Here is an 11,531-nt window from a genome sequence, read left to right on the forward strand (position 1 = left end):
GCTGTCGTAAGCACGACAACTACATCTGCATTTCCGACAGGGGAGCGCCACAGCGCTGAGAGTGCGGCAACCGGCCGCAGACCCTCTGGACCTTGCCCGGGTCATTCCGGGTAGGAAGTTCGGACACCACTCAAGCTGTTGCGCCCTGCCCGGAGCCCTGGCCGTCGTTGCCAGAAGGCTCCGGGCAGGGCCGCGTCTTCTCCTGGTCACCTCCAGGAGGAATGAAGTAGTGAGTAAGAAGAAGTCGGCCACCAGCGCGTATGTCGCCGTGGTCGTGGGGGTCGGGCTCGTCGCGTTGTCCGCTTGCGGGGCGTCCGGCGGTGGCTCCGGTGCCGGCGGTGACTCCAGGACCGTGACCCTCGTGAGTCACGATTCATGGGCCGTCTCGAAGGGCGTACTGAAGGACTTCGAGAAGAGCTCCGGCTACAAGGTCAAGGTCCTCAAGGACGGGGACGCCGGCGAGGCCGTCAACAAGGCGATCCTGTCCAAGGACAATCCGCAGGGCGACGTCTTCTTCGGCGTCGACAACACCCTGCTCTCGCGGGCGCTCGACAACGGGATCTTCTCCTCGTACAAGGCCAAGGGGCTTGATGAGGTCGAGGGCGAGTATCGGCTCGACAAGGGGAAGGACCGGGTTACTCCTGTTGATACCGGGTCTCTCTGCGTCAATTACGACAAGGCTTATTTCGAGAAGCACGATCTCGCGCCGCCGTCGTCCTTCGCCGATCTCACCAAGCCGGCCTACAAGAACCTCCTGGTCACGGAGAACGCGTCCACGTCGTCGCCCGGTCTCGGCTTTCTGCTCGGGTCCGCCGCCAAGTACGGCGACGACGGCTGGCAGCCGTACTGGAAGAAGTTGAAGGCCAATGGCTTGAAGGTGGTCGACGGCTGGGATCAGGCCTACAACGAGGAGTTCAGCGGGAGCGCCGGCGGGAAGAAGGCCGGCGGTGACCGGCCGCTCGTCGTGTCGTACGCGTCCTCGCCGCCCGCCGAGGCCGTGTTCGCCGATCCGCAGCCGAAGACCTCGCCGGTCGGGGTCGCCAAGGGGACCTGCTTCCAGCAGGTGGAGTTCGCGGGGCTGCTGAACGGGGCGAAGAACGAGAAGGGCGGCAAGGCGCTGCTCGACTTCCTGGTCTCCAAGAAGTTCCAGGAGGACATGCCGCTCAACATGTTCGTCGACCCCGTGACGGAGAACGCCACCGCGCCCGCCGACTACACCAAGTACGCGGTGAAGATCGACGATCCCGAGACGATGAGCCCGCGCAAGATCGCGGACAATCGGGACGACTGGGTGAAGTCGTGGACGTCGCTCGTACTGAAGTAGTCGTCAAGGCACCCAAGGGGAACGCGGCGCGGCTTGGGCTCATGGCTCTGCCCGTCGTGTTCTTCGGGCTGTTCTTCGCCTATCCGGTCGTCGCGATCGTCGAGCGCGGACTGCACGTCGACGGCGTCTGGCAGTTCGGACGGATCCTGGACGTGCTCGGGCAGTCCGACATCCGGCACGTCCTGTGGTTCACGGTGTGGCAGGCGGTCGCGTCCACTGTGCTGACGCTGCTCGTCGCGCTGCCCGGCGCGTATGTCTTCGCGCGGTTCGAGTTCCCCGGGAAGCAGGTGCTGCGGGCCGTCGTCACCGTGCCGTTCGTGCTGCCGACCGTCGTTGTGGGCACCGCTTTTCTCGCGCTCGTCGGCAATGGCGGGCTGCTCGACGAGCTGTGGGGAGTCCGGCTCGACACGACGGTGTGGGCGATTCTGCTGGCGCATGTCTTCTTCAATTACGCCGTTGTCGTACGGACTGTTGGCGGGCTTTGGGCGCAGCTCGATCCTCGGCAGGAGGAGGCCGCGCGGATGCTCGGCGCCTCGCGGTTCGCGGCGTGGCGGAAGGTCACGCTGCCGGCGCTCGGGCCTGCTGTCGCCGCTGCCTCGTTGATGGTGTTTCTGTTTACGTTCACGTCTTTTGGTGTTGTGCAGATTCTCGGCGGGCCCGGGTTCTCGACTCTTGAGGTCGAGATCTATCGGCAGACGGCGCAGATTTTCGATCTGTCGACCGCCGCTGTGCTGACCATCGTGCAGTTCGTGGCCGTCGGGCTGATCCTCGGTGTGCACGCGTGGACCGTGCGGCGGCGGGAGAGCGCGCTGCGGCTCGTGGACGCCGCGCATACGTCGCGCAGGCCGCGCGGGGCCGGGCAATGGGCGTTGCTGGGTGGCGTGTTGGTGTCCGTCGCGCTGCTGATCGTGCTGCCGCTCGGGGTGCTCGTCGAGCGCTCGCTCGACGCTCCGGGCGGGTACGGGTTCGGGTACTACCGGGCGCTCACCGACGCCGACGGCGGGACCTTCCTCGTACCGCCGATCGACGCGATCTGGAATTCGCTGGAGTACGCGCTCGCCGCCACGGCCATCGCCGTGGTGATCGGTGGGCTGGCCGCCGCAGCGCTCACCCGGCGGGCCGGGCGGCTCGTGCGCGGGTTCGACGCGTTGTTGATGCTGCCGCTGGGGGTGTCGGCGGTGACCGTCGGGTTCGGGTTCCTGATCACGCTCGACAAGCCGCCGCTCGACCTGCGGTCCACGTGGATCCTGGTGCCGCTCGCGCAGGCGCTGGTCGGGGTGCCGTTCGTGGTGCGGACGATGCTGCCGGTGCTGCGGGCCGTCGACGGGCGGCTCCGGGAGGCGGCCGCCGTGCTCGGGGCCTCGCCGCTGCGGGCCTGGCGGGAGGTCGATCTGCCGATGGTGCGGCGGGCGCTGCTGGTCGCGGCCGGGTTCGCGTTCGCCGTGTCGCTCGGTGAGTTCGGGGCGACCGTGTTCATCGCGCGGCCCGACAATCCGACGCTGCCGGTCGCCGTGGCCCGGCTGCTCGGGCGGGCCGGTGACCTCAACTACGGGCAGGCGATGGCCCTTTCGACGGTGCTGATGGTCGTGTGCGCGGCCTCGTTGCTCGTCCTTGAACGGATTCGGCCCGCCAAGGCCTCGACCGGGGAGTTCTGATGTCGCTGCTGGAGTTGGACGACGCGACCGTACGGTTCGGTGGGCGCGCCGTGCTCGACGACGTGGACCTGGAGGTCGCCGAGCACGAGATCGTGTGCGTGCTCGGGCCGAGCGGCAGTGGTAAGTCGACGCTGCTGCGGGCCGTCGCCGGGCTGCAACCCCTGGACGGGGGACGGGTGTTGCTCGGTGGCGCCGACCAGGCCGGGGTGCCCGCGCACAAGCGGGGCGTCGGCCTGATGTTCCAGGACCACCAGCTGTTCCCGCAGCGTGACGTGGGGCGGAACGTCGCCTTCGGGCTTCGGATGCATGGGGCCGGCAAGGGTGAACAGGCGGAACGCGTACGGGAGTTGCTGGGGCTTGTCGGGCTGCCTGGTGCCGAGCGGCGGCCGGTCGGTGCGTTGTCCGGTGGGGAGCAGCAGCGGGTCGCTCTTGCGCGGGCGCTCGCGCCGCGGCCGCGGTTGCTGATGCTGGACGAGCCGCTCGGGCAGCTGGACCGTTCGTTGCGTGAGCGCCTTGTCGTTGAACTGCGGGAACTTTTCGGCGAGTTGGGGACGACCGTGCTCGCCGTCACGCACGACCAGGGTGAGGCCTTCGCGCTCGCCGACCGGGTCGTGGTGATGCGGGACGGGCGGATCGCCCAGACCGGTACGCCTCTTGAGGTGTGGCAGCAGCCGGCGGACGAGTTCGTGGCGCGGTTCCTCGGGTTCGACAACGTCGTGGAGGCGACGGTGACCGGGGCGGTGGCGGACACGCCCTGGGGCAAGGTTCCGGTGCCGGAGGGGGCGGAGCAGGGGGTCTGCCGGCTTCTCGTGCGGCCTGCGGGCGTACGGCTCGTCCCTGCCGCCGAAGCCCAGTTGACCTGCGCCGTCACCGGGCGCACCTTCCGCGGTACGCACGTTGCGCTGCACCTGCAGCCGGGGGATGCGCCTCGCCTGGAGGCGGCCTGCGCGTTGCGTGAGGCGCCGGAGCCGGGGGACGAGGTCGGGGTCGCGTTCGACGCGGCGGAGATTGTGGTGCTGGGGGGTTCCTGACGGAGCCGGGTGGTGCCGGGGTTTTGGGGCTGGGCCGGGGTTGGCGCCTGACGTTCTTGTTGCGCGGCACCGGGGACCGTCACCGTGTCGTGGTCGACGCCGTCCCCAGCGTTGCGCGGCACCGGGGTTTCACCGGGCCGTGGTCGGCGCCTGTCGTTCTCGTTACGCGGCACCGGGGTGCCGCCTTGCCCACCCTGCCGCCCAAGGCGGCAGATTGCCCAAGGCGGTGGCGGCTGACCGCAGTGGGTGGGGAGCCGTGCTGACGGCGGATTGCCCAAGGCGGGGTGGCGTCGACCGCCAAGGGTGGGGGCCGTGGCTGATGGTGGATTGCCCAAGGCGGTGGCGGCTGACCGCAGTGGGTGGGGAGCCGTGCTGACGGCGGATTGCCCAAGGCGGGTGGCGTCGACCGCCAAGGGTGGGGAGCCGTGCTGACGGCGGATTGCCCAAGGCGCGTGCGGTCGACGGCAGCGAGTGGGGAGCCGTGGTGGGCGTTACCCAAGGCGGTTGGCGTCGACTGCAATGGGTGGGGAGCCGGGGTTGGCGTTGCCCACGGCGGGGGGCGGCGTCGACCGGTCGGGGTGGGGAGCCGTGGTTGGCGGCGGATTGTGCGCGGCGGGGGCGGTTGGCCGCAGCGGGTGGGGCACCCCGCGCGGGCCGAAGCCCCCGGAGGGGGCGGGTGGGTGGGAGATGAGCGGGGAAACGGCCCGACGGCGTGCCGAGGCGGGGTGTCCGGCACACCGAGCCACTTCGCCGTCGGCACACCGGGCCACCTCGCCGTCGGCACACCGGGCCACTCCGCCGTCGACGCACCCGGTCACTTCGCCGTCGACGTAGCCCACCCGTATGCCACCGCCGAGCGCGAAGGTGGGCGTCGTCTACGGACGGCGCCCACCCGGCGACTACTTCTGCGTGGAGCCCTTGCGGCGCAGTGCGAAGACCACGCCGCCGCCCGCGACGACCAGGAGGGCAGCGATGCCCGCGATCATCGGGGTGTTGCTGCTGGAGCCGGTCTCGGCGAGGTTCGAATCACCCGCGGGGGAGGCCGAGTTGCTCGGGGCGGGGGCCGCCGCCGGGGCACTCGTGGACGGGGTCGGCTTCTCGGCCGGGGCCGACGTGCTGGGCGCCGCGGACGTCGGAGGCGTCGACGGCTTCTCGGTGGCGCACGCCGTGGCCGGGGCGGTGACGCCGCCGGGGATGTCCTTGTCGACGTTGAACCGGTCGGTCTTCACGTGGACGCGGTAGGTCGCGCCCGGCTTCCAGGCCTCCTTGAAGGTGATCGTGGCGCCTTCCTTGGCGCCCTTCACGACCTGGGAGCCGACCTGCGCCTCGGAGCCGCCGGACGTACGGAAGACGGTGACGGTCGCCGGGGTGCCGGAGGTGTCCACGTCGGTGACGGTGATGACGCCCTGCTGGCCGTCGCAGCCGGCCTTGGCGGTGAACTCGCTGATGTCGCACGCCGAAGCGGTGCCTGCGACGCCGAGCGTCAGGGCCGTCGCGGCGGCGGCCACGCCGGCGAAGCGGGCCGCTCTGGAGGAGATGCGCGGAGATATGCGGGGGGCTACGGACACAGCTGTCCTTCACATGTGCTGGGAGAGAGGGGCGCGGCACGGTGCGAACGCACCTCGAAGCTCAACACCCCCACGGTCACCGATGGTTTATCGGTGACCGTGACGCAGCGTCAATGCCTTGAGGTCCTCACCGGTCACTCTTGACCGGCGCTTGACCGAGTGACCGACCGAGCCGTTCGATCGCCTCGCCCGCCTCATCGGCCGTGTCCACCAGCGCGATCCGGTCCTCCATGGACCGCTCGCGGGCGAGCGCCTGCAACAGCGGCCAGGTGGGAAGGCGTTCGGTCCAGTGGGCGCGGCCGACCAGGACCATCGGGGTCGGCTCGCCGCGGGACTCGTAGTAGTTGGGCGTCGCGTTGTCGAAGATCTCCTGCACCGTGCCCGCCGCGCCCGGCAGGAAGATCACGCCCGCGTTGGAGCGGGCCAGCAGGCCGTCCTCGCGGGTGGCGTTGGCGAAGTACTTGGCGATGTGCTCCGCGAACGCGTTCGGCGGCTCGTGCCCGTAGAACCAGGTGGGGATGCCCACGGAAGGGCCGCCGCCCGGCCAGCGCTCCCGCACGGCGAAGGCCGCGTCCGCCCAGTCGGTGATCGACGGAGTGAACGAAGGCGACTTGGCGAGGAGTTGGAGCGCGTCATCGAGCATCGGGTCGGCGAACGGCGCCGCGTACGCGCCCAGGTTCGCGGCCTCCATCGCCCCGGGGCCGCCGCCCGTCGCCACCGTGAGGCCCGCGCGGGCCAGCGTCCGGCCGAGCCGTGCGGCGCCCGCGTACGCCTCCGTGCCGCGCGCCATCGCGTGACCGCCCATGACGCCCACCACCCGGGCCCCGACGAGGAGTTCATCGAGCGCGTCGGAGACCGAGTCGTCGTGCACGGCGCGCAGCATCGACGCGAACACGTCGCCGTCGGTCTTGGTGCGCTGGAACCATTCGTACGCGCGGGCGTCGGGAGTGGCCGCGTAGCCGCCCTCGAAGGACAGGCCCTCGAAGAGCTCGGCGGGGGCGTAGAGGCGGCCGCGGTACGGGTCGAAGGGGAGGCCGGGGACCGGCGGGAAGACCAGCGCGCCGCGCGCCCTGACCTCGGCCGCGGCCCGCTCGTCCATCGGGCAGCCGAGGAATATGGCGCCCTCGACATCGGTGGCGAGGAGCCGCGTCGTACGGTCCGTCAGGTCGACGGCCTGCACCCGGTGCCCGGCCAGCGTGTCGCGCGCGGCCACCACCTCGTCGAACTCCGCGAGCGTCTCGATCTCGCGGTCGGAGGTGGTGGCAGGCACGGACGGTTCGGGGGACTGCTCTGGAGTCGGCACCCGCCCATGCTAAACACGGGCGGGCGCCCGGGCGTTGGTCAGCCCTCGACGACCGACGGGTCCATCCACATGACCTCGAAGGTGTGCCCGTCGATGTCGTCGAAGGCCCGCCCGTACATGAAGCCGTGGTCCTGCTTCTCGCCGGTCTCGGTGCCGCCCGCGGCGATCGCCCGGTCCACGAGCTCATCGACCTTCTCCCGGCTCTCGGCGCTCAGGGCCAGCAGCGTCTCGCTGTTCTTCGTGGAGTCGATGATCGTCTTCTTGGTGAAGCCCGCGTACTTCTCCTTCGTGAGCAGCATGATCACGATGTGCTCGCTGATCACGATGGAGCTGGTGGAGTCGTCCGAGAACTGGGCGTTGCGCTCGTACCCCAGCTCCGTGAAGAACTTGGTGGACGCCGCCACGTCGTTCACGGCCAGGTTCACGAAGATCATCTGCTGGTACTCGCTCATGATGTGTCCGTCGCCTTCTCGGAGAAGTGAAGTGGTGTGGTGCGTACGAACATGTAGACGGCCAGTGTCGTCAAAACTCATCGCGCCGTCAGCGGTGCCGCCGAAAGTTCCGCGACGAGCCAGGTCAGCGGCCCGAACACGACCAGCAGGGCGCAGGCCCTGAGCGCCACCGCCCCGCGCAGCGCCGTGGCGGGCGCGCCGATCCGCAGCAGCGCCTGCGTCGTGTGCCGCCGCGCCTGGCGGGCCTCGAAGGACGCGGTCACCAGCGTCGCCACGGCGCAGCCAACGACCAGCACCGCGCCGAGCGTCGCCAGCGGCCCGACGCCGGCCGCCGACCCCTCGCGCTCGCCGTACACCGTGGCCGCCGCGTACGCCCCCGACGCCACCGCGCAGACCACGCCGAGCGGGCGGCCGACGCGTCGCGCCTCCTCCTGGAGCACCCGGCCCGCGAGCAGCCGCACCGCCGAGGGGCGTACGGACTGCAGCGCGCGCCCGCACAGATACGTGAGCCCGGGACCGGCGAGCGCCAGGCCGAGCGCGGTCAGCGTCCACCCGGCGAGCACGCCGGTGGGGCTGCCGGTGAGGCCGCCGGGCAGCCGGGAGCCCGCGGCGCCGCGCGCGCTCGCCGCGTACGTCTCCACGGCCAGGCCCGCGGCGAGCAGCGCGAAGCCCCACGGCAGTCCGGTCGGAGCGGCCGCCGGCTCATGGGGTTCCTCGGTGCCCCTGACGGGCCGGGCGAGCTGAGGGCGCAGCGCGAGGGCGCTCGCCGCGGACGCCGCGAGCGGCACCCAGGTCAGCAGGGTGAGCGTGGCGGCGAGCGGAAGGGGCCGGTCGGCGGCGAGCAGTCCGCTGGCCGCGCCGTCGAACGGAAGGCCGGAGAGGTCGCCCCGCAGATGCAGGAAGAACAGCAGCGCCAGCATCGAGCCGAGCGTGCAGGCGATCGCCGTGGAGATCGCGGCGAGCAGGGTGAGGCGGGCCGGGCCGAGGCCCACGGCGGACAGGCCGGCGCGCGGCTGCGTGCCGGGGTCGGAGCGGGCAACGGCGACCGCGAAGTACACCGTCGCGGCGATCGGCAGCGCGCACCAGGCGAGGCGCAGCAGGGAGTTGGCCGCGGTCTCCGGGTGCCCGAGCGCGTGGCCGAGCGTGCACAGGAGCAGAAAGCCGGTGCCGGCCGATGCGGCGGCGACCAGGAGTCTGCGCAGCTGGACCAGGGGGTGCGCGCCGCGCGCTAGACGGAGAGCGAGCACGCGGCCCGGCCTTCCGCTTCGGGGGCCTTCTCGGGCAGCGGCACGGTGTGCACGCGGCGCCCGTCGAGCAGCGACTCCGTGCGGTCGGCGAGCGCGCCCACCGCGGAGTCGTGGGTGGCGAGGACGACCGTGATGTCGTGCGAGCGGGCCGCGGCGGTGAGGGTGCGCATGATGTGGGCGCTGTCGGCGCGGTGCAGGGTCGCGGTCGGCTCGTCGGCGAACACCACGTGCGGGGCGTGCGCGAGGGCGCGGGCGATGGAGACGCGCTGGCGCTCGGCCACGGACAGGGCGTGCGGGCGCTTGCGGGCGAGGCGGCCGACGTCGAGCCGGTCGAGCCACTCGTGGGCGGCGGTCTTGGCGGGGCGCCGGGGGGTGCCGCGCAGCATCAGCGGCAGGGCGGCGTTCTCCCACACGTTCAGCTCGGGAACGAGGACCGGCTCGGGGTCGATCCAGCCGAACCGGTCGCGGCGCAGCCGCTCGCGGACCAGCGGGCCCATCGTGTGCACGGGCGTGCTGTTGAACCACACCTCGCCCTGCTGCGGCAGGAGCTGACCGGAGAGGCAGCGCAGCAGCGTCGTCTTCCCGCTGCCGCGCGGCCCGGTGACGGCGAGGATCTCGCCCTCGCGGACACCGAGCGAGACACCGGTGAGCGCGGGGGAGCCGCTGTCCGATCCGCTGTGCGCAAAGTGCAGGGCACGCGCCCACAGCACGTCGTTGTCCGGCGGGGCCACCATGACGTACACCTCGGTTCTGATCAGTTGCCTTCCCCCTATCGGGGGAACGAAGGCGGGGCCGATCGGTCACTGGGCACCGTAAGGACGCGCGGACGCGGGCCGGAGAAGGGCACGGCCCGGTTGCCTCCCATCTCACTCGGATGGGTGCAACCGGGCCGTTTATCAAGCCAGTTGGCGTTCCGTGGCCGCGCTGGCTCAGACCTTGGACCGGGCCGGGATCAGGTCCCGGCTCAGGCCTGGATCAGATCTTCTCCCAGGCCTCCGTGAGGACCTGTCGGATGATCCCTTCGATCTCGTCGAAGGTGGACTGGTCGGAGACCAGCGGCGGGGAGAGCTGGATGACCGGGTCGCCACGGTCGTCGGCGCGGCAGTACAGGCCGTACTCGAAGAGCTTCTTCGACACGTAGCCGTACAGGATCCGCTCGGACTCCTCGTCCGTGAACGTCTCCTTGGTGGCCTTGTCCTTCACGAGCTCGATGCCGTAGAAGAAGCCGTTGCCGCGGACGTCGCCGACGATCGGCAGGTCGTTCAGCTTCTGCAGCGTGTTGAGGAAGTTCGCCTCGTTGTCCAGCACGTGCTGGTTGAGGCCCTCGCGCTCGAAGATGTCGAGGTTCGCGAGACCCACGGCGGCGGAGACCGGGTGGCCACCGAACGTGTAGCCGTGCAGGAACGTGTTGTCGCCCTTGTAGAACGGCTCGGCGATCCGGTCGGAGACGATGGCCGCACCGATCGGGGAGTAGCCGGACGTCATGCCCTTGGCGCAGGTGATGATGTCCGGGATGTAGCCGAACTTGTCACAGGCGAACATCGTGCCGAGGCGGCCGAAGGCGCAGATGACCTCGTCGGAGACGAGCAGCACGTCGTACTTGTCGCAGATCTCGCGCACGCGCTGGAAGTAGCCGGGCGGCGGCGGGAAGCAGCCACCGGCGTTCTGCACCGGCTCGAGGAAGACGGCCGCGACCGTCTCCGGGCCCTCGAACTGGATCTCCTGCTCGATCTGGTCGGCGGCCCAGCGGCCGAAGGCCTCCGGGTCGTCGCCGTGGATCGGGGCGCGGTAGATGTTCGTGTTCGGCACCTTGTGCGCGCCCGGGACGAGCGGCTCGAAGGGGGCCTTGAGGGCCGGCAGACCCGTGATGGACAGGGCGCCCTGCGGGGTGCCGTGGTAGGCGACCGCGCGGGAGATGACCTTGTACTTCGTGTGGTTGCCGTTGAGCTTGTGGTACTGCTTCGCCAGCTTCCACGCGGTCTCGACGGCCTCGCCGCCACCGGTGGTGAAGAAGACCTTGTTGAGGTCGCCCGGCGCGTAGTGGGCCAGGCGCTCGGCCAGCTCCACGGCCTTGGGGTGGGCGTACGACCAGATCGGGAAGAACGCCAGCTCGGCCGCCTGCTTGGCGGCGACCTCGGCGAGCTCCTGACGGCCGTGACCTGCCTGGACCACGAACAGGCCGGAGAGGCCGTCCAGGTACTTCTGGCCCTTGTCGTCGTAGATGTAGGTGCCCTCGCCACGCACGATGGTGGGAACGGGCGCGTTCTCGTACGACGACATGCGGGTGAAGTGCATCCACAGGTGGTCGTACGCGGTTCGGCTGAGGTCCTTGCTCACGGCTATCGGGTTCCCCACATATAGGTCTGCTTCTTGAGCTTCAGGTAAACGAAGCTCTCGGTGGAGCGCACTCCGGGGAGGGCCCGGATGCGTCGGTTGATGACCTCCAGAAGGTGGTCGTCGTCCTCGCAGACGATCTCCACCATCAGGTCGAACGAGCCCGCGGTCATCACGACGTACTCGCACTCCGGCATGTCGGTGAGCGCATCCGCCACGGGATCCAGGTCGCCCTCGACGTTGATGCCGACCATCGCCTGCCGCCTGAAGCCCACGGTGAGCGGGTCGGTGACGGCGACGATCTGCATCACGCCCTGATCGAGGAGCTTCTGGACGCGCTGGCGCACTGCCGCCTCGGACAGGCCCACGGCCTTTCCGATGGCGGCGTACGGACGCCTGCCGTCCTCCTGAAGCTGTTCGATGATGGCGAGGGAGACGGAGTCGAGCGGCGGATTGCTGCCGTTCCTCGAACTGGGTCCCTTGGGGTCTGCGCTACGACTGGCCACGGCCTCACTGTGCACGAGGACTCATCCGTTTCGCAAGCCCGGATCGATGAAATTCGTTGTTTGCGAGGTTCAACCTCACGGATTCCGTAGTTCAACAGGGGTAGGGGGTGT

The 11,531-nt window shown here is 70.3% G+C and carries 10 protein-coding genes; 3 read left to right on the forward strand and 7 right to left on the reverse strand.

Translation table 11 applies throughout. The annotated features are described in order from the left end of the window. The first annotated feature begins 229 nt into the window (after window positions 1-229). From OHA73_RS30385 to OHA73_RS30395, 3 genes are read left to right on the forward strand one after another with little or no spacing between them, the layout of a single operon-like run. A complete protein-coding gene (locus OHA73_RS30385) occupies window positions 230-1,324 on the forward strand; it encodes a thiamine ABC transporter substrate-binding protein (RefSeq protein ID WP_327656609.1) in 1,095 nt (364 codons plus the stop codon). 41 nt (window positions 1,325-1,365) lie between these two features. Continuing rightward, on the forward strand, window positions 1,366-2,979 hold the full coding sequence (locus OHA73_RS30390; protein WP_327656610.1) for an ABC transporter permease: 1,614 nt from the start codon (window positions 1,366-1,368) through the stop codon (window positions 2,977-2,979). Next, the gene (locus tag OHA73_RS30395; protein ID WP_266714708.1) at window positions 2,979-4,010 is read left to right on the forward strand and encodes an ABC transporter ATP-binding protein; all 1,032 of its coding nucleotides are present in this window, start codon (window positions 2,979-2,981) and stop codon (window positions 4,008-4,010) included. Before OHA73_RS30390 ends, OHA73_RS30395 begins: the two co-directional genes overlap by 1 nt. 899 nt (window positions 4,011-4,909) lie before the next feature. On the opposite strand, the gene OHA73_RS30400 is transcribed toward OHA73_RS30395, so the two are convergent. From OHA73_RS30400 to OHA73_RS30430, 7 genes are all read right to left on the reverse strand, one after another. Beyond that, window positions 4,910-5,578 (reverse strand): LAETG motif-containing sortase-dependent surface protein, encoded by a 669-nt coding sequence (locus OHA73_RS30400; protein WP_266714710.1) that lies wholly within the window; start codon window positions 5,576-5,578, stop codon window positions 4,910-4,912. A 127-nt stretch (window positions 5,579-5,705) separates the two neighbouring features. Continuing rightward, window positions 5,706-6,881: an LOG family protein gene (locus tag OHA73_RS30405; RefSeq protein WP_327656611.1), complete on the reverse strand. Its 1,176-nt coding sequence runs from the start codon at window positions 6,879-6,881 to the stop codon at window positions 5,706-5,708. Between the two features lie 38 nt (window positions 6,882-6,919). Beyond that, window positions 6,920-7,333 carry a VOC family protein gene (locus tag OHA73_RS30410; protein WP_267069056.1) on the reverse strand — a complete coding sequence of 138 codons (414 nt, stop codon included), beginning with the start codon at window positions 7,331-7,333 and terminating at the stop codon, window positions 6,920-6,922. 77 nt (window positions 7,334-7,410) lie between these two features. Further along, a complete protein-coding gene (locus tag OHA73_RS30415) occupies window positions 7,411-8,580 on the reverse strand; it encodes a hypothetical protein (RefSeq protein WP_266714716.1) in 1,170 nt (389 codons plus the stop codon). Beyond that, entirely contained in the window at window positions 8,562-9,314 is a 753-nt protein-coding gene (locus OHA73_RS30420; protein ID WP_266714718.1) for an ABC transporter ATP-binding protein, read from the reverse strand. Before OHA73_RS30420 ends, OHA73_RS30415 begins: the two co-directional genes overlap by 19 nt. A gap of 241 nt (window positions 9,315-9,555) precedes the next feature. Then, on the reverse strand, window positions 9,556-10,935 hold the full coding sequence (locus OHA73_RS30425) for an aspartate aminotransferase family protein (protein ID WP_266714720.1): 1,380 nt from the start codon (window positions 10,933-10,935) through the stop codon (window positions 9,556-9,558). Next, window positions 10,920-11,435: an Lrp/AsnC family transcriptional regulator gene (locus OHA73_RS30430; protein ID WP_266714722.1), complete on the reverse strand. Its 516-nt coding sequence runs from the start codon at window positions 11,433-11,435 to the stop codon at window positions 10,920-10,922. The genes OHA73_RS30425 and OHA73_RS30430 overlap by 16 nt, the downstream gene beginning before the upstream one ends. Window positions 11,436-11,531: the final 96 nt, after the last annotated feature.

This window comes from Streptomyces sp. NBC_00483, assembly GCF_036013745.1.
In the GTDB taxonomy this organism is placed as follows: Bacteria; Actinomycetota; Actinomycetes; order Streptomycetales; family Streptomycetaceae; genus Streptomyces.

What these genes read in the sequence shown, in the direction of transcription:
- OHA73_RS30390 (WP_327656610.1), top strand. Translation starts at nt 1,366, where the DNA reads ATGGCTCTGCCCGTCGTGTTCTTCGGGCTGTTCTTCGCCTATCCGGTC.
- OHA73_RS30395 (WP_266714708.1), top strand. Translation starts at nt 2,979, where the DNA reads ATGTCGCTGCTGGAGTTGGACGACGCGACCGTACGGTTCGGTGGGCGC.
- OHA73_RS30410 (WP_267069056.1), bottom strand. Translation starts at nt 7,333, where the DNA reads ATGAGCGAGTACCAGCAGATGATCTTCGTGAACCTGGCCGTGAACGAC.
- OHA73_RS30420 (WP_266714718.1), bottom strand. Translation starts at nt 9,314, where the DNA reads ATGGTGGCCCCGCCGGACAACGACGTGCTGTGGGCGCGTGCCCTGCAC.